Origin of the sequence: Streptomyces sp. NPDC053493, assembly GCF_044544825.1 — a bacterium.
Taxonomy (GTDB): Bacteria; Actinomycetota; Actinomycetes; order Streptomycetales; family Streptomycetaceae; genus Streptomyces.
Map to the genome: position 1 here is coordinate 748,437 of NZ_JBITXS010000003.1, position 23,598 is coordinate 772,034.

Here is a 23,598-nt window from a genome sequence, read left to right on the forward strand (position 1 = left end):
ATCGGCCGCATGGACGCGGAGGTCCAGCCCTCAGCGAGCTCACCGGCTCTGCGGCCGTCCCGTGCACTGGCGGCTCGTACGACGACCAGCGCCTCGCCCGGTCGTGGCGTGCACCCGGGCCGAGCGTACTGACGCCGGTCGCCTGCTTCCTGTTCGAGTGTCAGAGGTGCGTTCTACGGTTCGTTCGAGTTGGTGACGCGTGGGTTGTGTTCGCCGCTTTGCCTTCGTGCGCGCGTGATCGGGTGCGTATGTCGTTTCGTCATGTCCGTGGTTGTGGCTTGTATGTGCCTGTTGCGGCTGGTCAACGGGGTCAGGGGCGTGTGGACCGTGATGTAAGGGCCGTATAAGGTCGCGTGCGCTTCATGATTTCTTCAGATTGTGAGTCTCAAGTGAAAACGTTCAGGCGTCGCTGGGGAGCGGCGCGGGGGGTGGCCACGGCGGCGGTGTCGCTGCTGACCGTTGGCGGTATGTCGGTGCATGCGGCGGCTTCTGCCTCCGGCATGGAGCCGGGCTCGGAGTTTCCGGTCACGCCGGTGTCCTCTCCCGTCGCGGACGAGGCTGGGCGGGGCAAGGCGTTCTGGCAGGACGACGCTCTGCCTGAGGTCACGGCCGAGCAGGCGGCGTCGCGTAAGGCGGTGGCCTCGGGGCAGCGGGTCCAGGTTGATGGCCTGACCAGCGAGACGAGCGTGGTGTTCGCCAACACCGACGGCACGTTCACTGTTGAGACGTCTCCCGTGGTCGAACGCGTCCGCAAGGACGGCCGCTGGACGCCGGTCGACACCACCCTCGTGTCCCGGGCCGACGGCCTGGTGGAGCCGAAGGCGGGCCAGCAGGTCACATTCTCCGGCGGCGGCAACGGGCCGCTCGCCCGTATGACGAGGAACGGTCTCACCTACGAGCTCGGCTCGCCCTGGACACTGCCGCAGCCGACGCTCACCGGCTCCACCGCCGTCTACGCCTCGGTACGCCCAGGTATCGACCTGGTGGTCCAGTCCCGACCTGACGGATTCACGCAGAATCTCGTGGTGCACGACCGGACCGCTGCGGCCGATCCCGCGCTCAAGACCGTTCGCTTCCCGGTGAGGACCACGGGTCTGGATGTGCGGGAGTCCGCCTCCGGCGACTTGTCGCTGGTCGACAAGCAAGGCCGCGCGGTGTTTTCCAGCAGCGGTGCGCTGATGTGGGACGCCGGCAAGCCGCCTGCTACCCAGTCAGGGCTTACGACCATGAGTGTGTCGTCGTCGACGGACACGGTCACGTCCGCCGAGGCGGTGGACGCCTCCCCGGATGCTCGTACAGCGCTGGCCGACGTCACGGTTAGCGGCGACGCGGTGGCAGTCACGCCGGATCAGAGCTTCCTCGCGGACCCGGACACGACCTATCCGGTGGTGATCGACCCGCCGTCGGTGTCCGCGTCGCTGACGGGCTGGACGACGGTGTGGTCCAACGTCCCCTCCACGTCGTTCTGGAAGACCTCCCACACCCTCGGCGCCGGCTACGACGGCTGGGTCGACGGGAAGCTGACGCGCGCGCTGTTCCAGTTCGACACCCGCCGTGTCGCCGGCAAGAAGATCGTCAACGCCACGTTCACCGCCTACGAAACCTGGGCGGCGAACTGCACACCTCAGCCCGTGGACCTATGGCGTACGGGCACGATCTCCTCCAGCACCAGCTGGGCCAAGCAGCCGGCCTGGTCGTCCAAGGTCGCCACCGTTTCCACGGCCAAGGGCTGGAGCGTCGACTGCAAGGACGGCGACGTCGAGTTCAACGCCACGGCCGCCGTCGCTTACACCGCCAAGGCGGCAGCGACGACGACCACCCTGGGCCTGCGCGCCGGCGACGAGGGCGACAGGATGCAGTGGAAGCAGTTCATGTCACCCACCGACCCCGACAGCACCTCCTCGCGCAAACCGCGCCTGTCGATCACGTACGTCTCGCCGCCGGACGCCAAGCCCTCCTACGTGAAGCTCGCCGACCCGAACATGGCGTGTTCGGCGGCCTCCAGCCCCGCCGCGATCCGTGACACGACACCTCGGCTGACCGCGACGCCGACGTCCGCGGACGGTGCGAACGCGAGCCTGCGCCCGAACTTCGAGGTGTTCGACGCGGCCAACACCAAGATCGCTTCGCTGTCTCCGTCGACCTGGACGGCGAGCGGCACCGCCGGAAGCGTCACGACCGGCGCGCTCACCGATCAGAAGACCTACAGCTTCGCCGCCCGAACCGAATACCGCTACACCTACGGCGGCGCGACCACATCGCTGTACGGCCCGTGGTCGGCCCGCTGCTACTTCACCGTCGATACCACCCTGCCGCCTCCGCCGACGGTGACGGCCTCGCCGTACACCGAGTGCGCCAGCCTGAGCTGCGGCGCCGATCCCGAGCAGGGCAGCGTCGGCATGACGGGCAGCTTCACGATCTCCACCTCTGCGAGCGATGTGCGCCGGTTCGACGCCTTCCTCAACGGCGTCCTCGTACAGTCCAAGACCTACGCCGCGAACACGAAGTCGCACAGCTTCGAGCTCGCCCCGTCCAAGAAGGGGCTGAACACGCTCCGGGCCGTCACCTATGACGCCGCGGGCAACCCCAGCCAGACCGACTTCCAGTTCAAGGTGGCGGCCGGCAGCACACCGGTATCCGCCTGGGCCTTCGACGAGACCAGCGGAACGACGGCCGCCGACTCCGCCACGGGCGCCGCGCCCCTGACCTTTACGGGCACGACCTCCTGGACGACGCAGGGCCGCCTCAAGGGCGCCGTACACCTGGACGGGAACACGGCCGCCGCGCAGACCTCGGCACCGGCGGTCGACACCACGAACAACTTCGCCGTCTCCGCGTGGGTCCGCCTCACCGACCGATCACATGCCGCCGCGGTCGCGGGCCAGCCGGGGACCGTCATGTCGTCCTTCCAGCTCTACTACTCGGCCAACGCCGACCGCTGGGTGTTCGCCCGCTACTCCGCCGACACCACCTCCGGCACGACCATCGGTGCCTCCTCGCAAAAGCCGCCCGTGCTCGGCGCCTGGACGCATCTGCTCGGCGTCTACGACGAACAGGGCGGCAAGATCCGCCTCTACGTCAACGGACGTCTCCAGGCCGAGACGGCCTACACGACGCCGTTCGCCGGCAACGGCGCGCTGCGGGTCGGCAAGTGGGCGGCCGGCGCGGACCGCGACTTCTTCCCCGGCGACATCGACCAGCTGCAGGTGTGGAACCGGACCGTGTTCGCCGACGAGCTGGGCGCCGAGGTGAATCTGGAGGACGAGTCCTCCGGTCTCTACCAGCCCCGGCTGGAGGCGAAGTGGGCCATGGACGAGTCGGCCGGCACGACCGCTGCCGACAGCAGCGGCAACAACCGCACCATGACCCTCGACAAGACAGCCTCCTTCTTCAACTCCGAGGCTCAGGGGCACGACAACGTGCTGAAGCTGACCGGCGCGTCGGATTCCTCCGCGAGCGCTACGGTGCCGCTGGACAACACCGGCAGCTTCACCCTCGCCGGCTGGGTCGACGTCACCGACGACAACCGCCTGGACGACCTCAGCATCGGCCACTCCGCCACGGTCCTCGCCCACCCCGGCGCGCAGACGAGCGCGTTCCGCCTCGTCTACCACCAGCCCAAGGGCCAGCCGGACGGCTATTGGATCCTCGAGATGGCGGAGAACGACGTCGCCGGCGGCCCGCGGATGCTGCTGTACTCCGGGCTGACCGAGGCCCCCAAGGGCTGGGTCCACGTCGCCGTCACCTACGACTCCGTCACCGCAGCCGCGCGGCTCTACGTCGGCGGTGTCCGCCAGGGCGACGAGGACGGCGCACTGGTGAAGAACACCTACCAGCCCACCGGACCCCTCGTGACGGGCAAGTCCCGGATCTACCCGACGGGCGCATGGGGAGACACCCTCCTCGGCCAGGTCGACGACCTCCGCCTCTACAGCGGTGCCATGTCCCAGGCGGGCATCACCGGGCTCGCCCTCGAGAGCGAGCCCCCGATCGACATCGGCTAGCCCTCCCTTCAGACCACCCTTCTGCCACCTTCACCCACCCGGGGCGTGCCTCAGCGCACGCCCCGGCCTTCAGAATGCGGAGAACCACGTGTTCGGCACCAAACCAGTGCCCACATGGTCCTGGCGCAACGCGAGCCGGCGCCGCATGGCCGCCGTCGCCCTGCCAGTGACCACAGCCGTCATCACCACACTCCTGGGTGCAGCACCCGCCCAGGAATTCGAGCGCGACCACAACACGCTGCAAAAGGCCCAGTACGGCCGGGCGGAAACGTTCCAGCCCCGCACGAACGCGCCATCGGCCGACCCCGCCCGTGCCGCCGCGGCCAAGACCCGCCAGCGTGCCCACGCCAAGGTCGTCTGGCCGACCGCGGCAACCGCGCGCGTCACCCTGCCCACCACGACCGGCGCACCCGCTTCGGCCCAGGGCCTGCCGGTGAAGCTGTCGAAGCCCGCCCCGGCCAACGCGCCGCACGCGAAAACGCCGAAGGCCACCCCCGCCCCGCCCGCGCCGCAGGCCGCCCAGGTCCAGGTCCTCGACCGCAAGACCACCGCCAAGCTCGGCATCGACGGCGTCGTCCTCAGCGTCGCAAGGGCCGACGGCAAGACCGACGCCACCCATCTCGGCGTCACCGTCGACTACCAAGGCTTCGCCGACGCCTACAGCGGCAACTGGTCCTCCCGGCTGCGCATGGTCCAGCTGCCCGCCTGCGCGCTGACCAGCCCGGACAAGCCGGCCTGCCGCGCCACCACCCCGCTCGCCTCGGACAACAACACCGAAGAGCGCACGGTCACTGCCCAGGTCGCCACCCCGAAGACCACGTCGGCCGCGAGCGCGTTCACCGTGCTGGCGCTGTCCGCCGGCGCCTCCTCCGACCGGGGCAACTACGAGGCGACCCCACTGTCCCCGTCGGCCACCTGGGCAGGCGGCGGCTCCAACGGCGACTTCACCTGGTCCTACCCGATGGACGTCGTCCCAGCCCCTGCCGGCCCCGCCCCCGCGCCGTCGATCGGCTACTCCGCGCAGAGCGTCGACGGCCGCACCTCCGCCACCAGCGCCCAGCCGTCCTGGGTCGGCGAGGGCTTCGACCTGCCCACCTCCTACATCGAGCGCTCCTACGGATCTTGCGACGACGACGGGCAGAAGGACAAGGGCGACCTGTGCTGGCGCGAGGACAACGCCTCCATCGTCCTCAACGGCAAGTCCAGCACCCTCGTCAAGGATCAGACGTCCGGCGAGTGGCATCTGCAGTCCGACGACGGCGAGCGCGTCGTGCGCGGCACGGGCGCGAAGAACCCCGACGAGGGCGACACGGGCACCAGCGGTGACACCGGCGAGTACTGGACCGTCACCACCATCGACGGAACCCAGTACGTCTTCGGCAAGAACCAGCTGCCCGGCTGGACTAGCGGCAAGCCCGAGACCAACTCGGTGTGGACCGTCCCCGTCTTCGGCGACGACTCAGGCGAGCCCGGCTACTCCGCCGGCACCAGCTTCGCCACCCGCTCCAAGAACCAGGCCTGGCGGTGGAACCTCGACTACGTCGTCGACCCGCACGGCAACGTCATGACGTACTGGTACGACAAGGAGCTGAACTCCTACGCCAAGAACGGGACCACCGGCAACGGCACCGAGTACGTCCGCGGCGGCTACCTCAAGCGCATCGACTACGGCCAGCACTCCGCCGACAACGTCTTCTCCACCACCCAGCCGCCCGCCGCGCGGGTGAGGTTCGACGTCGCGGAGCGCTGCATACCCGTCGCAGGCGGCGAGACCTGCACCAACCTCACCGCCGCCAACAAGACCGCCTGGCCGGACGTCCCGTTCGACCAGATCTGCAAGAAGGACACTGTCTGCACCGACCAGGCCACCCCGTCCTTCTTCACCCGCAAGCGCCTGACCGACATCACCACCCAGGTCTTCAAGGGCACCGGCACCGGAGCGGACAGCGACTACCGCGACGTCAACAACTGGCACCTGCAACACGACTTCCCCGACCCCGGTGACGGCTCCAACGCCGGCCTGTGGCTCAAGTCCATCCAACACACCGGCAAGTCCACCAGCGGCACCCCGACCGACCCGCTGCCCCCGATCACCTTCGAGGGCACACAGCTGGCCAACCGCGTCGACAAGACCGGCGACGACGTCCTGCCCTTCATCAAGTGGCGTGTTCGCAAGGTCACCTCGGAGACCGGCTCCGTCCTGACCGTCAACTACTCCGACCACGAGTGCGTCGCCGACACCAACATCCCCACCGCACTCGACAAGAACACCAAGCGCTGCTACCCGGTCAAGTGGATCCCGCCGTCCAACCCCACTCCCGGCACCGACCCGCAGCCGCGCACCGACTGGTTCCACAAGTACGTCGTCACCCAGGTCACCGAGTCCGACCCCACCGGCGGTGCACCGCTGAAGGAGACGAACTACCTCTATGACCCGGCCGGCGGAGCCTGGGCCTTTGACGACGAGTCCCCGATCACCCAGGACAAGTACCGCACCTGGGGCACCTGGCGCGGCTACCAGAAGGTCACCACACTCGTCGGCGCGGCCGCCGGCGTCCGCTCCAAGACCGTCAGCCTCTACTTCCGGGGCATGAACGGCGACAAGCAGGCCGACGGCACCACCCGCGTGGAGAAGGTCACCGACTCCCAGGGCACCACCGTCAGCGACGGCGAGCAGTACACCGGCCAGCTGCGCGAACAGATCACCTACAACGGCACCACTGGCGCCGAAGTCTCCGGCACCATCACCACACCCGCCGCGCGCACCATGGCCACCGCCACCCAGCCCTACGGCACCCTCCGCTCCTTCCGGGTGCGCCCGAAGACCGAAGTCAAGCGCACACCGGTCGCCGGCGCACCGGCCATCACCTCCACCACCACGACCAACTACGACGCGAAGAACGGTCTACCGGTCAGCGTCGAGACCGAGGCCGGCGGCAAGAAGGACTGCACTCTTACCACCTACGCGCAGAACACCACGGCGTGGATCCTCGACAAGCGCCAGCAGGTCGAGAAGCTTTCCGTCGCCTGCAGCGCCACGCCCAAGCGGACCGGCGACCCGGCAACGACCGACGTCCTCTCCGACACCCGCATCTCCTACGACGGCCAGGCCTGGGGCACCGTCCCCACCAAGGGCGACGTCACCCAGACCGCCCGCGTAACCGGCTACAACACCGACGGGACCGCGAAGACCCCGCAGACCCTCGCCCGCGCGGCGTACGACGCCCTCGGACGCCCCACCGATATGTGGGACACCAAGGACACCCGCGTCAAGCACGTCGAATACACACCCGCCGCAGGCGGTCCACTCACCTCCACCAAGGTCCTCAACGCCCTCGACCACACCACCACCACCGAGCTCAACCCCGACTGGGGCAGCGACAGGGCCAGCGTTGACGCGAACAGCCGGCGCACCGAAATGGCGTACGACTCCCTCGGTCGTCTGACCGACGTCTGGTTCGCCGACCGCGCCCGCACCCAGACACCCAACAGGAAGATCGAATACGGAGCCCAGCAGGGCAAAGCTCCCTGGATCGCCACCAAAACCCTCAACAACGACGGCACCACCTACCAGACCACCTACGCCATCTACGACGCACTCCTGCGCCCGCGACAGACGCAGGCACCCGCGGCCGTCGGCACCGGACGCGTCATCACTGAAACCAAGTACGACACCCGAGGCCTCGCCGTCGAGACCGGTGTCGACTTCGTCGACACCACCACGCCCAACGGTGATCTCGCCAACCTGCTGACCGCCGCGCCCGCTGGAACGCAGACCATCTACGACGGCGCCGGGCGACCCACCACCGCCATCAACCTCGCCAACGGCAAGGAGCACTCCCGCACCACCACCACCTACGACGGCAACGCCACAACCGTCGAACCTCCCACCGGCGCCCCAGCCATCCGCGAACAGGTCGACAGCCGAGGCCTGCTCGCCGAGAAACGCGAGTACGACGGCAACAAGGCCACCGGCGCCTACACCAAACTGACCTACACCTACGGGCGAAGCGACCAGCTCACCAAGGTCGAGGACAGCGACGGCAACGCCTGGAAGTACGACTACGACTTCCTCGGCCGCCAGACCGGCACCACCGACCCCGACGCCGGCACCACGAAGACCGAGTACGACGAACTAGACCAGGTCGCCGTCACCGAAGACGCCAACGGCAAGGTCCTCAGCTACACCTACGACAAGCTCGGACGTAAGACAGGCAAGCTCCGCGACCGCATCGAGCTCGACGAGAACGGTCTGCCGAAACTCGTCGACGCCAACTATCTGGCGCGCTGGTCCTACGACACCGTCGCCAAGGGACAGCTCACCTCCTCCATCCGCTACGACGGAGGCAAGACCGGCAAGGTCTACGCGATCACCAACGCCGCCTACGACCCGCTCTACCGTGTGCTCAAAGAGCAGTACACGATCAGCACCGACGAAAAGGCCACCGCGGGCACCGGCGTCTACACCATCACCAACGCCTACAACCCCGACGGCACCCTCCAGACGCGGACCATCCCCGCGATGGGAGGCCTGGGCCTCGAAGTTCTCAGCTACAGCTACAACAGCCAGCGCCTGCCGACCAAGCTGCAAGGCCTGACCGGCATCGTCCAGGGCACCAGCTACCTGCCCGCCGGCGAACGCATCAACACGACCCTGGGCGTCTCCTCCACCGCCAAGTGGGTCGACATCAGCCAGTCCTACGAGACAGGCACCAAGCGGCTCGCCCGCCAGACCATCGCATCCGAAACCCACAGCGGCACGGACGCGGACATCTACTACCGATACGACCCGGCCGGCAACCCCGTCGAAGTCCAGGACAAGTCCACCGCCACCGGCGACCGCCAGTGCTTCACCTACGACGGCCACCGCAGGCTCCAGACCGCCTGGACCGCCACCACCGACTGCACCACCACACCCACCACAGACACCGTCGGCGGAACCGCCCCCTACTGGCAGTCCTTCACCTACGACACCACCGGCAACCGCAAAACAGCAACCAACCACCTCACCCAGGGCGGACCAACCACCACCACCTACACCTACGACCAGAAAAACCCCGACGGCACGGCGCGCCCCCACCTGCTCTCCAACACCGCCACACCGCCCGATAACCCGACCGGTCCCACCACCAGCTACACCTACGACAAGGCCGGCAACACCGAAACCCGTACCACCGGCACCAAGACCCAGACCCTCACCTGGGGACCGGAAAACGACCTCACCAAGGTCACCGAAGCCGATAGCAGCGAAACCACCTACCTCAACGACGCCGAAGGCAACCGGCTCATCCGCCGCGACAACACCGGCTCCACCCTCTACCTCGGTGAAACCGAACTCCGCTACGACAAAACCACCAACGCCGTCACAGCGACCCGCTACTACAGCCACGCCGGCCAAACCGTAGCCGTTCGGACATCACAGTCCCTCACTTGGCTCGGCACCGACCACAACGGCACCACAAGCGTCCAGATCGACGCCACCACCCAGACCCTCACCCGCCGCTACACCCAGCCCTTCGGCGAAGACCGCGGCGCTAACCCCACCGCCTGGGCCGGCGAAAAGGGCTTCGTCGGCGGGATCGAAGACCCAACCGGCCTCACCCACCTCGGCGCACGCGAATACGACCCCACCACCGGTCGCTTCATCAGCGCAGACCCCATCGCGGACCTCAAAGACCCGCAACAGATCAACGGCTACGCATACAGCAACAACAACCCCGTCAGCTCCGCCGATCCTGACGGCAAGTGGTTCAGTTTCGGAACCGTAATCAAGGCGATCCGCGCGAGGATAAGCGTCGGATGGTTCCGGATGGCGTATCGGACGCATCTGAATGGAACCCAGAGTTCTCTGAGCCCTTCCTACTGGAGGTCCTCTTTTGGCACGGGGAACTATGGAAACCTGAAAGACCTGAAGAGCGAGCCTTGCCGTACTTCGTGTCATGGGAACGGAGACTATAAAGACTACCTTGCCGGTTACGGTCACTATGCTGCATCAAGCCTCGACGACGCGGTAATGGTGGACCCTTGGTGCTGGATCGAAGGCTGCGGAGGATACGCAGACAAGTACGACGAGATTGTCGGCGAGAACGGCATTGACACCAAAGCCAAGTATTACGAACGGGGAGACCATGACGCTTGGTTTATCTCGGCCATCGCTGGCGGATGGGGCATTGTCAAGGGGCTAATTAAGGGAGGAAAGTGGATATTTAAGGGAGCTAAGAAGGCGGACGATGCCTCGCCGCCTAAGCCCGGATGTAAATGCTTCCTGGCAGGTACTGTCGTATTGATGGCCGACGGCAAGAATAGGCCAATCGAGAAGGTGCGCGTTGGTGATGAAGTAATCTCCACCGACCCTACGACTGGTAAAACAGCTCCTCGCAAGGTGGCCCGCCTGATCGTCACCGAAGATGACAAGCACTTCAATGAGCTGACCATCGCAACGAAGAACGGCCTGAGAAAGCTCACCGCGACCCACGAGCACCCCTTCTGGTCACCGTCCGCCAACCGCTGGACGGAAGCCGGCAATCTTAAGCCGGGCATGACCCTGCTCAGCGACGACGGCACCACCGTCACGGTCCAAGCGAACCGCCACTTCAGCAGGCACGCCCGAACGTATAACCTGACCGTCGACGACCTGCACACGTACTATGTGCTGGCGGGACAGACTCCGGTCCTCGTTCACAACTCTGGGGGGTGCGGATGGGCGAAACGTCAGGAGACGGCTGGTGATGTCGCCCAGAAATACACCCCGGGCCAGTCAACTCGGGATCCTGCATCGCAGTGGTATCACGAGGAGCTGAGCGACCGGGAGCTTCTGGACTCGATCAACAAGGCTGCGGAAGGGGACGGGATAGCCGTCTCACGCGGAGGAACCATCCTTGGTGGACATCATCGCTGGGATGAACTCCGCAGGAGAATCATGGATGGGCGTATCGACCCAGACACGCCGATTCGTATCGACGTTTTGGGTGAGGACTGATGCTGTGATGTCTGTGATTCGTGTGACTGACTCCGACTTCCGTGTGTGTCACATTAGTTTTGACACACTCCTCGAAATTCAACTGGAGGCGGAGGCACGCGGCTGGGCGACTCGGTGGACCTCGGTGAATGCACTCCGCCGCCAAGTCAAGGAAGGAAGCGCCGTCCTTCAAGCACTGATGCGGGAAGAGAGAGGGGGAGTTGTGCGAGCCTACCGATGCCTTCTTCTGTTCTCGACGATGGATGACGGAGCTTCTGGCGGAGTTGCCACAATCGATGTAGATCCGGCGAGGTACGAATCGTTGGATCGACTTGATCGAGACCCAGATGTACGGAAGGCGCTAGCCCGAATGTTCTCCCTTGCGATGGGGGGAATTTCAATGGTCTCGAAGAAGTAGCCGGACCTCGCATTGGAATGACGGATTATTGACATCTGTCAAGGAGGAGTCTGTCGTTCACAAGCGGGAAATCAGACGCTGCTGAGGTGTCTAGGATCGGGCAATCGTAGCCGATACACGAAGAATGGTCTGCTGGAGAAAATTCTGGCAGACCATTTTTTCGGTTGATGGCGGCAACGTCAGCGGACGTCTGCCGCTGCTGCTCGCGCAGGCGCGATGTGCTGGATTGGTGTCTGTAAGGGGGTGTCAGTGACGGCACGTCAGGGCTTGTCGGCGTACTCGCCTATGTGCAGAGCCGCGTACGGATGAGCGTGCAGAGCCTGCAGTCCTGTGAAGCGCGAGCGTCGTGGTTCGAGATGATGGAGAGGTGTCTCTTCGCTATTTCAATCAGACCGGCTGGACCGCGATCTTCAGCGGCACCGACACCGAGATCGGCCGCATGGTGCGTGTGGAGGGCTGGGACCAGGCGACCGGAACGGCCCTGGTGGTCGATCCCAAGCGTGGTGCCCTGCGTCCGGTGACGGACTACGAGGACTTCTCCCATTTGGAGCAGGCCGATCAGGTCGTGGCCGCGGTGCCTGGTGGAGGGTGGCGGGTGCACTGGAAGGACGAGGGACCAGGGGGAACGCCGCTGACGGAACAGGTGCTGGCCTGGCTCATCACATCGCAGGGGCGGGCGACGGCCATCACGGTCGATGCCCAGGGGCATGTCGAGGATGCCGATGGCGCAGATGTCTTCATCCCGCCGGGCGAGGACCCGGTGGCCTGATCACAGCTGGTCAGGCCACCTCGTTCTCCCGCTCGATGGCCTGGAGGCGATTCTTGAGTCGGTAGCTGGGGCCGTTGATGAAGATCACTTCGCAGTGGTGCAGGAGGCGGTCGAGAATCGCGGTGGCGAGGACCTCGTCGCCGAACACCTGGCCCATTCGCTCAAGGTCTTGTTCGAGGTCAGGATGATCGAGCCCTTCTCGTAGCGCTTCGAGATCACCTGGAAAGCGTGAGGCCCGTCGTTCCGTCTGCTGCGGGGTGCGGTTCACCGACGCCCGCTGGGAGGCGGTACAGCCGACGGACTGGGGAGCTGCGAAGGACTCCCACCCGCAGCTGTGCGCACCTGCAAGCAGAAGGTCGGCGCCGCCGTCGGCCCTGCGACTGACACCCAGGGGCGCCGGAAGCCGGTACGCGGTGAGGCCGGGGCGGACGACTTCTGGCCCGCCCCCGAGCGCCCTGTCTGCACCGAGTGCGGTGCCGCGTTCACCGACGAACGATGGAAGGCGACCGCGCGCGTCGCCGGGGGCCCTTCCCCGGCGACGCATCCGTCTCTGTGCGGGAACGGCGACCAGCGGTTCGAGGCCGACTCGGACCTGGCCTGGGGCGTGAGACCCCGACAGGAGGAGCGCGACCAGGAGCAGGAGCCGGCCGTGCCCAAGCAGAAGACCACCGGCTGGCTCTCGCGCCTGCGCGGCTGAGCCGGGCAAGCCGCCGGCGGCTGCGGGCAAGCCCAAGGCCACCCTGGGCAAGCCCGGCGAGGCCAGTGACCCGGCAACAGCGGGGCGGACAGGATCACCCGGCCCGGCCCCGCTGCCTCGAAGCGGGCCTCTCGGAGGACCGAACGACTCGTGAGCGGGGTCCCGGTGCCTTTCCCTGAAGGTGCGGGCCGTTGGTAGCGGGCAGGGGTTACCGCCGGGGAGGATTCCTGCCATGACCACTGACCAGACCCTCGCTCCGCTGCGCTCGGCGCACTCGATGCCCGTGGTGTTCGGGGCGGGGGCGGCGATCGGCGTGCTGGGCGGGATGATCGGTCTGGGCGGCGCGGAGTTTCGCCTGCCGCTGCTGATCAGCCTTTTCGGATTCGCCGCGCTCTCCGCCGTCATCCTGAACAAGGCGATGAGCCTGGTCGTGGTCTTGACCGCGCTGCCCGCCCGTATGGCGGCCGTGTCCGCCTCCGAGCTGGTCGCGCACTGGCCCGTCGCGGTCAACCTGCTCGCCGGCAGCCTGCTGGGCGCCTGGGCCGGCGCGTCATGGGCGGTGCGGATGCGCTCCTCCACCCTGTACAAGGTGCTGGCCGCGCTCATGGCGCTGATGGCCGCGGCCCTGGTGTTCACGCACTTCTCGACGCTCGGGACCCTCGACCTGCCGCTGTGGGCGCAGGTGCCGCTCGGGGTGGCGGCCGGGTTCGGCATCGGAGTGGTCGCGGCCGTCATGGGCGTGGCCGGCGGAGAGTTGCTGATCCCGTCGATCGTGCTGCTCTTCGGGCAGGACATCAGAACGGCGGGAAGCCTGTCTCTGCTGGTGTCACTGCCGACGATGCTGGTGGCCTTCGCCCGCTACAGCCGCGACGGCAGCTTCGCGGTCCTGGGCGCCAACCGCCGCTTCGCGGTGGTCATGGTCGCGGGCTCGATCGCCGGAGCTTTCCTGGGCGGCCTGCTGCTCGGGGTATTCCCCGACGTCGTCCTCATCCCTGCGCTGGCCGTGATCCTGCTCGTCTCCGCCGCGAAGCTCGCTCGCCACGACTGACCCCCCGCGCGATACGTCCAAGAACTACCCGTCCGGCCAGTGCCGCGTCCCCGGAGCGGCCAGGGCCCACGGGAAACGTTCCGCCGCCGCCAGGACGTCCTTCGCGTCCAGCTCCACAGCCGGGCCTCCTGCCTCCTGCGGGGCGGGGGAGGAGTTCTGCTGGAGGTGGGCGAGGAGCATGGCGCTGGACGCGGCGCGCCCCGCCCGGTGGTGGCGGTGGTGTCGGCGATGCGCCGCAGGTGGCTGGCGACGTCGCGGACACCGGCGAACCAGCCGTCCTCGAACCGCGGCTCGGCTCCGTGCGGGGCGCTGCTCTCGGAGATCCAGGTGTGGCTTTGTTCACGAGAACGGGGTTGTGGCACAGATCTTGGGGAGCGATCACGGATTGCGACGATGCAAGCAGTGCCGATGTGTCAGCGGGCCCACGTAGCTTTCGGTTGACCGCCCGGCCGGGTGGCAAGGAGGGAGTGAGATATGGAGTGGGTCAGGGACGCGCGGCTGGCAGCCGGGCCTGAGGCCACCTGGTACTTGGAGGCGGCTTTCACGCCCGGTGCTCACCTTGGGACGGTGTACGACGATCCGACGACGCCGGTAGTCGTGACGGGCGTCGGGGAGCTGACGACGATCCGCGTATCGAGCGGCCGGCTCGTCGTCGATGCGCCATGGCACGACGACCAGGTCTGGGAGTACCAGAGGGGGCTGCCGACCAGGCCCCCGCGGGAGCTGGCGGTGCGCATTCCCGCGGGCGTCTACCGGGTAGAGATCGCGTGGACGGCGGTCCCGTACGAGTTCATGGGCGAGCACGTTGACGGCGTTGAGTGCGCCGCAACGTGCCTGTGTATCAGCGACGACCGTGTCGTCGGATGGGAGATGGGCCTGAGTGTCGAGGACGACATCGCCCGGCTTCAGCCGGGTGAGGAGCCCCGCTTCTTCTCCGATGCCAATGTCGGCTGCTTCGCCGACGCAGGCGCGTGGACGACCTTGTCCGCACCCTTTCGCACGTTCATAGACGGGGTTCCTGCACCGCGCGACTCCGAGCAGTTGGCTGACGGTTGCGAACGGGTACGCGACGAGTCGCAGCAAGCCGATTTGGTCACGTTCGGGGCCGAGTCGGGCGGCGTCGTCTGGCTGGGCCGCACGAAGACCGGCGACGTGGCGGCGATCGTCGTTACCAGCGGCATGCCCGACGCCAAAGCATGACGTCGCTGCCGCCAGCATCGCGTTCACCGGCTCACCTCCGCTCGTGCGGAGTGGACCACGCCTTGCTTCCTGCGGACTGGCCGCCGTCGATTACCTCCCGCTTGCGCTGAAAGGACCCATCCACTACCTCCGCCGGCACTCGGCTGGCCTTCGGTTGTGCGGAGTGGTGTGCTGTGGGTTTTCGGGGGTTGGTCTGTGTGGGTGTGGGTCTGGTTGTCAGTGGTGGCTGCTATCTGTTGCTGTGTGATGCACGGTGAGGGCTTTTTAGGTTCAGGGGTGGTCGTGGACTGCCGGTTGTGGGGGAAGCAGCGGGGTTTGTCGCGGCCTTATCCGGTGGTGTGTCATCTGCTGGATTCTGCTGCGATGTTCCGGTTTTTGTGGGACGCGTTGCTGGGTGAGCGGACGCGGGAGCGTGTTGCCGAGGCGTTGGGGATGTCGCTCGGTGAGGCCCGGTGTGTGGTGTCGTTCTGGGCTGGTCTGCATGATCTGGGCAAGATCACGCCGGTGTTTCAGGCGCAGGTGCCGGAGTTGTTTGCCGTGCTGGATGGGGATCCGGGCTACCGGTGTGCGCCGGGTGCGGAGCGGGAGCGTGGTTTTCGTCATGAGATGGCGACGCATTGGGCGCTTGCGGCGCTGCTGGAGGAGGTGGGGTATCCGCAAGGCCGGCGGGTTGGGGGCGGTCGGCAGTTGATGAAGGGGGCTGTCGGCCATCAGGTGGCTCAGCTTCTCGGGGGGCATCATGGCTGGTTCGGCGGGGTGTTGCAGGAGCATGAGTTGCGGCAGGCCGGGGTGTATCAGCCGGGGCTGGGGGATGCGGGCTGGGATGAGCAGCGGCGGTTGCATTTTGCCGAGTTGCGCCGGGTGACGGGGGCGCGGGCGGTTCCGAAGGGTGGGTTGCCTGCTGATCTGGCGATGGTGGTGACGGGGCTTGTGGTGGTGTCCGACTGGCTGGTGAGCCAGTCGGATGTGGTCGAGTCGCTGATGCCGCCGCCGGGGTGGCGGGGGACTGGTGGCGAGGTCGATGCTCATTGGCGTCGGGTCTGCCGGATGGTGGGTGGTGTGGCGGCTCGGGCCGGGATCGGGCGCGCGGAGTTCGCGGTCGACCGGTTCGGGGAGATGTTTCCCTTCGAGCCGAACCTTCTGCAGGCCGATCTTGTGGCGAACCTGCCGGGGATGGTCAGGCGCGAGGGGCCGGGGCTGTTGCTCGTCACGGCACCGACCGGGGACGGGAAGACGGAGGCGGCTTTGTTCGCCGCGTCGGTGCTGGGCCGTGCGGCGGGGTGCCGGGGCGTGTATGTGGCGTTGCCGACGATGGCGACGGCTGATGCGATGCTCCCCAGGATTCGCAGGTTCAAGGACGCGGCGCTCACCGGGGCGCGGGCGTTGACGCTGCTGCACTCGATGGCCTGGCTTCGTCCGGCCGGTGCGGTGGAGGAGGACTGCGGCGCGGGGCAGGTGAGTGCCGGCTCATCGACGGCGGCGGAGGCGGCCGCGTGGCTGGCCGGCCCCCGGCGCGGGCTGCTGGCGCCGTTGGGTGTGGGGACGATCGACCAGGTACTCAGTGGCGTACTGCCCTTGCGGTACAACGCGCTGCGTCTGTTCGGCCTGGCGGAGAAGGTGTTCGTCGTCGACGAGGCTCACGCGTACGGGCCGTGGATGCATCAGCTGCTTGTCCGCCTGTTGGAGTGGCTGGGAGCGCTGGGTGTTCCGGTGGTGCTGCTGTCGGCCACGTTGAGCGGACGGACAGCCACGTCGCTGGTGGACGCATACCGGCGGGGAGCGGGGCACGAGGAGCCTTCCGTGGTGGAGCCCTGCTACCCGGGTTGGCTGTATGTGGGTGCCTCCTCGGGCCGGGTGTCGCAGCCGCGTGAGGTCGGCAGCAGGCGTGCGCGGACGCTGGACGTCGTGATCCGCGCGGTGGCATGGGACTGCGCGGACAGGCCGGACGCTCCGCTGAGGGAAGGCGGCCGGCGTGAAGCGCTGCGGCGGGAGTTGCAGGCGGTCGTCGAGGACGGCGGTTGTGCGCTGGTGTGCTGCACGACGGTAGCTGAGGCGCAGCGGACGTTCCGTGATCTGGCCGCGGCCTTTCCCGCGCTGGCGAAGCGCCCGGGCGGTTTGAGGCTGCTGCATTCTCGATATCCGGCGATCGTGCGGCGGAGGATCACCGAGGAGTGCGAAGCCGCCTACGGTAAGCCGGCGGGCGGGCAGGATCTCGAGCGGCCCCGTCCCGCGTCGATTCTGGTTGCCACGCAGCTCGTGGAGCAGTCTCTTGATCTCGACTTCGACCTGGTCGTCAGTGATCTGGCTCCGCTGGCGCAGCTGTTGCAGCGTGCGGGCCGGTGCCGGCGTCACGATCGTGGGGCGTCGGCGAGACCGTTGTGGGCCGTGGGGGAGGACCGGCCGAGGCTGGTGGTCCTCGATCCCCTTCACGAGGAGGAGGCGGTGAGGCCTCCGGTGTCGTGGGGCAGCGTCTACGACCCGGGCCTGCTGAAGCGGACCTCCCTGCTGCTGCAGCGGGAGCAGGCTGGCGGCATCCGGGTTCCGCAAGACGTGCAACGACTTGTCGACGAGGTCTATGCGCCGGTTTTCGTCGACTGCCTTGATCCTGCCGTGCTCCAGGAGCTGCAGCGGATGGACAACGAACGGCACGCCACGCAGGCCGCCGAGACCTACCTGGCGGACCTGGCCGCTATCTGTGCGCCGGCCGATGTCGTGGGTGACCTGCACCGGCTCAGCCGCAGGGACAGCGGCATGACGCAGGAGATGCTGACCACGCGCCTGGGGGCGGACTCCGGACGTGTCCTGTGCGTCTACGAGCAAGGTGACGGCGGGGTGACCCTGGATGCCGAGGGCTGTGTCCCGATGCCGACGAGCCGAGGCGGGCCGTCGAGGCAAGAGCTGCGCCTGCTGATGGAGCATGCGGCCCCTGTTCCCGGCCGGTGGCTGCGCGACGGCACCGAGTCGCAGCCGGCCCCGGCGGGGTGGGAGAAGCACCCGCTGCTTCGGGATCTCGTCGTGCTGCGGATGACGCAGAGCGGTGACGGGACCTGGAGTTCCCCTCGCGGCGGGCGGACGTTCACGGTCTCACACGTGGGAATCGAACGCCGATGAGGATTTCGGAGAAGTCACCCCTTCGTCCTGCTGACTTGGCTAGCATCAAATGCCGCCCCACCAAGGCCTGTTGCAACATTTTCAGGCTGCTGGTGGAGCGGCGTCGCCCGCTTGCGCGGGCATGGGGCCGGCCATGCCAAGGCGCTGCGTCCCGCTGACGGCTCACCCCCGCTCATACGGGGTCCCTGTCTCATTCTGGTCTATCGGATCGGATGTTCACCATGCCTGATGGCGTCTTCAACCTGATCGACGAGCCATGGATCCCGGTCCGGTGGCGCCCCGAGACACAGTCCGCGCAGCGCGAGGAGCTTCCCGATCACGTGGGCCTGCGCGACGTGCTGCTGCGGGCAGCGGAGATTTCCGGCCTCGCCGTCTCCGAGCCGCCCGCCCACTCCGCGCTGCTCAGAATCCTCTACGCGCTGACCGCCAGAGTGACCGGCCTCGACGAAGCCGGCCCCGGGGACTGGACCGACCAGCGCATCGACGTCCTGGAGGAAGGACACTTTCCGGCCGGTCGCGTCGAGGAGTACCTCACCCGCTGGCGCGGCCGTTTCTTCCTGTACGACCCCGCGGGCGGCCGCCCGTGGATGCAGGACGCGCGGCTCGCCGACCAGTGCGACCCCGGCAACACCGCCGGGGTGAACAAACTGGTCGTGACCCGCCCGGCGGGCAACAACCATGCCTGGTTCAGACACGGCCACGACGCGGCACCCGACCTGCCCACGTCGGCGCAAGCCACCTTGAACCTCCTGGCCTGGCACTACTACGGCCCCTCCGGACGGTGTTCGGTCCGCGACGTCGGCGGCGAGAAGACCGCCTCGGTGACAGCCGGGCCGCTGCGGACGGCGCTCTCCTACCACCCCGAAGGTGAAAACCTCTTCGAGACCCTCCTCGCCGGCCTCGTCCGGCCCGCGCGCACCGTGCGCCGACAGGACGACCTGTGCCCGTGGGAACGGGACGACCTGCCCGACCCGGCCGCCCCACCACAACTGCCCTGCGGACCCTGCTCACGCCTGACCGCCTGCTCCCAGCACGCGCTGCTCCTCGTCCCCGACCACGACGGCAAACACACCCTCGACGCCTACATCACCTGGGCCTACCGGGCAGGCCGGATCGAACGCGACGATCCCTTCCTGATCTGGCAGATCAGCCAGCAAAACAACCGCTACCCGCGGCCGGCCGACGCGAGCAGATCCCTGTGGCGCGACCTGGACGCCCTCCTGCTCCTCAAACCCTCGGGCACAACGCAGGCCAAGCGGCCCGAGATCATCGATTCGGCGCTGGAGATCTCACCGCACCTGCGGATCCGCGCCCTCGGTTTCGACCAGGACGGCCAGGCCAAGGACACCCAGTTCGTCGACGCGGTCACACCGCCGGTGTTCGACCTGGTGGAACGCGACGCCGCGGCGACGGCACCGGCCGTGGGCCGGCTGCGTCACCTGGGAGAGATTTTCGGCTGGCGGCTCCAGCGAGCGGTCACGCGGGCGTGGACCGACTACGTCCGTGACCCCAAGGCGGACGCCGACACCTGGATCGCCGACGCCACAGCCCGCTACTGGCCCCGGGCCGAGGCCGAATTCTGGCGCAGATTCCGCCAACTCGACCGCACCGGAACGCTGCCGGGCGCAGGGCTGGACACGGCAGAAGCACGCAAGGCATTCCTACGCCTGGCGGAGGAGGCCTTCGAAACGGTGACCGACAACGCCACCCGTACCCAGCGGGGAGCCAAAGCCGTCTCGCAGGCCCGTATCGAGCTCTACGGCGGAGCCCCCAAGAAACAGCCGACCACATGACGCAACCCTCGCCGTCCGTCCCCACGGAGGGATCCACCCAGATGACGATGACGACACCCCAGGCGCCGGACGACTCCAGCCTGCCGCAGCCGGCAATCCCGAAACAGGCCACCGCAGAGCACCGACGGCGCGAGACGGCCTTCGTGGCATGGGTCGAGCAACTCTGCGCCGCCGATCCCGGCGCACGCACCGCTCTGCGCAGCGGACTGAGGAAGAACCTTGACGCTGTCCCGCAGATGCACCGCGTCGTCGCCCCGTGGCTTCCAACCGACTCGACACCAACAGACACCCAGCGCGCCTACTACACCGTGGCCTCCATGATCGCGGCCCAGCCGAGCAGCGCCTTCGTCCTCCCCAACCCGCTCACCGACGACCACGACCAGCACGCCACCGTCGATGCCCCCCAGCCGTCCCCGCGGGGAACACCTGGCTTCGGCCAGAGCCTGGGCATCGCCTTCGCCAAGGCCGTCGTCCAGTCGCCGGGACGGGACAAGACGATGCGCGAGGCAACGGCCGAAAGCCGCCTCAACCTGCTGACCCGCCAGAGCGTTCCTGGTCTGCACCGCCACCTGCCGGCCGCCGTCGCCTACCTGCGCGCCTGCGACGTGCCGGTCGACTGGGCCCAGCTGTTGACCGACCTGACCCACTGGCGCCGGCACTCGGGCCGCATCACACGACGCTGGCTGCAGGACTACTACCGGCTGCGCGAGAAGGACAACCGCCAAGCGGCCGCACGCCGCGACGAAGAAGACACGCAAAACACCCCCGAGGACCCCGCCCCCTGACCGGCACCGAGCCGCCCCCAACCGTCCGGTCCCGCAGCACCGCCATAGCCCAGCTAGAAGAAGGAAACCAACCCATGGCCACAGCCGCCCGCTTCATCGACATCCACGTCCTGCAGTCCGTTCCGCTGGCCAACCTCAACCGGGACGACACCAACAGTGTCAAGACCGTCCAGTACGGCAACACCCTGCGTACCCGCGTCAGCAGCCAGTCCTGGAAGCGGGCCCTGCGCGGCTCGTTCGAGGAGCACATCGGCGAAGCCGCGCTGCGCACACGCCGCATCGGCGAGCGCGTAACCCGCCTCCTGGCCGAACAGCACGACTGGCCGCAGGACCTCGCCGAACGGGCCGGAGCGCACGTCGCTGCCGCCAGCAGCATCAAGTTCGAGCTGGCCAAGGAAGGAAAGGAGACCGTCGACAACAAGGTACTGACCAACGCCATGGTCTACGTGCCCGAATCCGCCGTTGCCGAACTGGCGAACCTCGCCCAGGAACACCGCACCGCCCTGGAAGCCGCCAAGGACATCAAGAAGCCTTCCGACAAAAGCGTCCTGCCCAAAGACCAGGTGGAAAAGATCCTGCGAACCCGCAACGCAGTCATCAACCTCTTCGGACGGATGCTCGCAGAAGTCGACGACGCCGGCGTCGACGGAGCCGTCCAGGTCGCCCACGCCCTGACCACCCACGAGACCGACGTCGAACTCGACTACTTCTCCGCCGTCGACGACGTCACCGCCCGCTGGAAAGACTCCGCCGGCAGCGGACACATGGGCCACACCGAATTCAGCGCCGGCACCTTCTACCGCTACGCCACCCTCGACCTGCGCGACCTCACCCGCAACACCGCCGCCGGCAACAACACCCTGCGCGAACTCTCCCACGCCTTCCTACGCGCCTTCATCCTCTCCCTGCCGCAGGCCAAGAAGAACTCCACCGCAGCCCACACCATCCCCGACCTCGTCCACCTCTCCGTCCGAACCGACCGCCCCCTGTCCTACGCCGCCGCCTTCGAAAGCCCCGTAACCTCCGCACACGAAGGCGGCTACGCCGCCCCCTCCCGGCAAGCCCTCGCCGACTACGCGCGCGCCGCCAACACCATGCTCGGCACCAGCAGCATCCTCACCTCCGGCTGGACCAGCCTGGAAACCAAGGACCTCGACGGCCTCGGCACCCGCCACGACGCCTTCGACGACCTCATCACCACCGCACTCGACACCGCGCTGGCCGCCACCCCGGAGGCCACCGCGTGACACCTCCCGCCGTCTCCCGCCCCACCGCCGAACACGGACTGCTGCTCCGCCTCGCCGGCCCCTTGCAGTCCTGGGGCACCCACAGCCACTTCAACGAACGCGACACCGCTCCCTTCCCCACCCGCTCCGCAATCATCGGCCTGCTCGCCGCAGCCCTGGGACGACAACGCCACGAACCGATCGACGACCTGACCCAGCTCTCACTGACCGTACGAACCGACCGGCCAGGCGTCCTCCTGCGCGACCTGCACACCGTCGGCGGCGGACTGCCGGCCAAAGCCACCGTCACCACCGCAGAAGGAAAAAAACGCAGCGGCCACCACACCACCCTCCTCACCCACCGCACCTACCTCGCCGACGCCGCCTTCACCGTCGCCCTCACCCACCCCGACGGCAACCACCCCATCCTCCACACCTGCGCCCAAGCCCTAACCCGACCCCAATGGCCCCTCTACCTGGGACGCCGATCCTGCCCACCCGAAGGACCCCTGCTCCTCGGCACAACCAACGACGCCCTCCACCACCTGCTCCACCTACCCATCGCCGCGCCCCCACCCAAGAACCACGACACCGCCCACGGCATCACCTTCACCAGCGACCGGACCCTGACCCACCTGCCCGCACCCACCAACTGGGGCCACCCCGCACCGCACGAGGCAGACCAGACAGCCGGAGAGATCACCGACCAGCCGACCACCTTCCACCCACGCCGGCGCACCTACCTCACCCGCATGCTCTACCAGCTCACCCTGCAGCCACCCCGCACCCAATACCACGGACTGGGAACCGCCCACCTGCAGGCCCTCTCCACCTACCTCAACCACCACATGAACACGACACAAAGGAGCGGACAGTGACGATCTGGCTCACACGCATCGTTCCAGACCTCCGCTCCCGCGACGCCCGCCGCGACACCCGCGACGCCGTCGCAACACACCGCCGCCTGATGTCCCTCTTCCCCGACCACGCCGGCCCCGACCCGCGCGCCCGCTTCGGCATCCTGCACCGCACCGACGACACTCCAACCGGACCCCACCTGCTCATGCAGAGCAACCAGGAACCCGACCCCGCCCAACTTCCCGCCGGCTACGGCACCGCCGTGACCCGCTCCCTGGACCCACTCCTGGCCGCCCTGCGCCCCGGCCTGACCATCCGCTACCGATGCGCCGCCAGCGCTGTCCGCAAGCCCGGAGCCACCACCCGAGCGGCCTACAACCTGCCCGCCGTCGTACCACTCACCGGAACCGCCGCCGAAGAGTGGTGGATGCGCCAGGCTGACACGGCCGGCCTCAAACTGCTCACCTTGCACTCCCAACCCCTCGACACGGCCCGTGGCCTTCGCGGAACCCGCAGCTCCGGCAGCAAACAGCACATCCGCCACGCGCGAACCCGCTTCGACGGAACCGCCACCATCATCGATCCCGACCAACTCCGAGCGAAGATCACCAGCGGCATCGGCCGCGGCAAAGCCTACGGATGCGGAATGCTCAGCATCGCACCCGCACCAGGGACAGATCAGTGAGCACCTCAGCCCCAAAGGCGACCACCGGACGTACCACCACCGACGG

12 protein-coding genes and 1 pseudogene are annotated in these 23,598 nt (G+C 67.7%); 11 read left to right on the top strand and 2 right to left on the bottom strand.

Translation table 11 applies throughout. From position 1 onward, the window contains the following. The first annotated feature begins 428 nt into the window (after positions 1–428). The 3 genes from ACIGO8_RS13210 (at position 429) to ACIGO8_RS13220 (ending at position 12,149) form a co-directional block, all read left to right on the top strand. On the top strand, positions 429–4,004 hold the full coding sequence (locus ACIGO8_RS13210) for a LamG-like jellyroll fold domain-containing protein (RefSeq protein ID WP_399728441.1): 3,576 nt from the start codon (positions 429–431) through the stop codon (positions 4,002–4,004). 88 nt (positions 4,005–4,092) lie between these two features. Continuing rightward, complete coding sequence (locus ACIGO8_RS13215; protein WP_399728444.1) at positions 4,093–10,983, top strand: polymorphic toxin-type HINT domain-containing protein; 6,891 nt, start codon at positions 4,093–4,095, stop codon at positions 10,981–10,983. A gap of 764 nt (positions 10,984–11,747) precedes the next feature. Continuing rightward, positions 11,748–12,149, top strand: a complete 402-nt coding sequence (locus ACIGO8_RS13220) for a hypothetical protein (RefSeq protein WP_399728447.1) — start codon at positions 11,748–11,750, stop codon at positions 12,147–12,149. A gap of 10 nt (positions 12,150–12,159) precedes the next feature. Here ACIGO8_RS13220 and ACIGO8_RS13225 read toward each other — a convergent pair. After that, positions 12,160–12,374 (bottom strand): annotated as a pseudogene (locus ACIGO8_RS13225) (ATP-binding protein); the annotation flags it as partial. Between the two features lie 704 nt (positions 12,375–13,078). Here ACIGO8_RS13225 and ACIGO8_RS13230 point away from each other — a divergent pair. Then, on the top strand, positions 13,079–13,894 hold the full coding sequence (locus ACIGO8_RS13230) for a sulfite exporter TauE/SafE family protein (protein WP_399728450.1): 816 nt from the start codon (positions 13,079–13,081) through the stop codon (positions 13,892–13,894). 24 nt (positions 13,895–13,918) lie between these two features. Here the strand turns inward: ACIGO8_RS13230 and ACIGO8_RS13235 are convergent, their stop codons facing one another. Continuing rightward, positions 13,919–14,074, bottom strand: a complete 156-nt coding sequence (locus ACIGO8_RS13235; protein WP_399728452.1) for a hypothetical protein — start codon at positions 14,072–14,074, stop codon at positions 13,919–13,921. 387 nt (positions 14,075–14,461) lie between these two features. On the opposite strand from ACIGO8_RS13235, the gene ACIGO8_RS13240 reads away from it, so the two are divergent. The 7 genes from ACIGO8_RS13240 (at position 14,462) to cas6e (ending at position 23,552) form a co-directional block, all read left to right on the top strand. Continuing rightward, positions 14,462–15,094 carry a DUF4241 domain-containing protein gene (locus tag ACIGO8_RS13240; protein ID WP_399728455.1) on the top strand — a complete coding sequence of 211 codons (633 nt, stop codon included), beginning with the start codon at positions 14,462–14,464 and terminating at the stop codon, positions 15,092–15,094. Between the two features lie 246 nt (positions 15,095–15,340). Further along, entirely contained in the window at positions 15,341–18,205 is a 2,865-nt protein-coding gene (gene cas3, locus ACIGO8_RS13245; protein ID WP_399728569.1) for a CRISPR-associated helicase Cas3', read from the top strand. Between the two features lie 221 nt (positions 18,206–18,426). Continuing rightward, entirely contained in the window at positions 18,427–19,998 is a 1,572-nt protein-coding gene (gene casA / locus ACIGO8_RS13250; RefSeq protein ID WP_399728458.1) for a type I-E CRISPR-associated protein Cse1/CasA, read from the top strand. A gap of 41 nt (positions 19,999–20,039) precedes the next feature. After that, on the top strand, positions 20,040–20,783 hold the full coding sequence (casB, locus tag ACIGO8_RS13255; protein WP_399728461.1) for a type I-E CRISPR-associated protein Cse2/CasB: 744 nt from the start codon (positions 20,040–20,042) through the stop codon (positions 20,781–20,783). 74 nt (positions 20,784–20,857) lie between these two features. After that, positions 20,858–22,030: a type I-E CRISPR-associated protein Cas7/Cse4/CasC gene (gene cas7e, locus ACIGO8_RS13260; RefSeq protein ID WP_399728464.1), complete on the top strand. Its 1,173-nt coding sequence runs from the start codon at positions 20,858–20,860 to the stop codon at positions 22,028–22,030. Then, positions 22,027–22,887, top strand: coding sequence for a type I-E CRISPR-associated protein Cas5/CasD (cas5e, locus tag ACIGO8_RS13265; protein WP_399728466.1), 861 nt, complete (start codon positions 22,027–22,029; stop codon positions 22,885–22,887). Before cas7e ends, cas5e begins: the two co-directional genes overlap by 4 nt. After that, positions 22,884–23,552, top strand: coding sequence for a type I-E CRISPR-associated protein Cas6/Cse3/CasE (cas6e, locus tag ACIGO8_RS13270; RefSeq protein ID WP_399728469.1), 669 nt, complete (start codon positions 22,884–22,886; stop codon positions 23,550–23,552). Before cas5e ends, cas6e begins: the two co-directional genes overlap by 4 nt. Positions 23,553–23,598: the final 46 nt, after the last annotated feature.

Bases quoted from the DNA above. Each gene is read 5' to 3' on its own strand.
- ACIGO8_RS13230 (WP_399728450.1), top strand. From the start codon at position 13,079: ATGACCACTGACCAGACCCTCGCTCCGCTGCGCTCGGCGCACTCGATG.
- ACIGO8_RS13235 (WP_399728452.1), bottom strand. From the start codon at position 14,074: ATGCTCCTCGCCCACCTCCAGCAGAACTCCTCCCCCGCCCCGCAGGAG.
- cas3 (WP_399728569.1), top strand. From the start codon at position 15,341: ATGCACGGTGAGGGCTTTTTAGGTTCAGGGGTGGTCGTGGACTGCCGG.
- casA (WP_399728458.1), top strand. From the start codon at position 18,427: ATGCCTGATGGCGTCTTCAACCTGATCGACGAGCCATGGATCCCGGTC.
- casB (WP_399728461.1), top strand. From the start codon at position 20,040: ATGACGATGACGACACCCCAGGCGCCGGACGACTCCAGCCTGCCGCAG.
- cas7e (WP_399728464.1), top strand. From the start codon at position 20,858: ATGGCCACAGCCGCCCGCTTCATCGACATCCACGTCCTGCAGTCCGTT.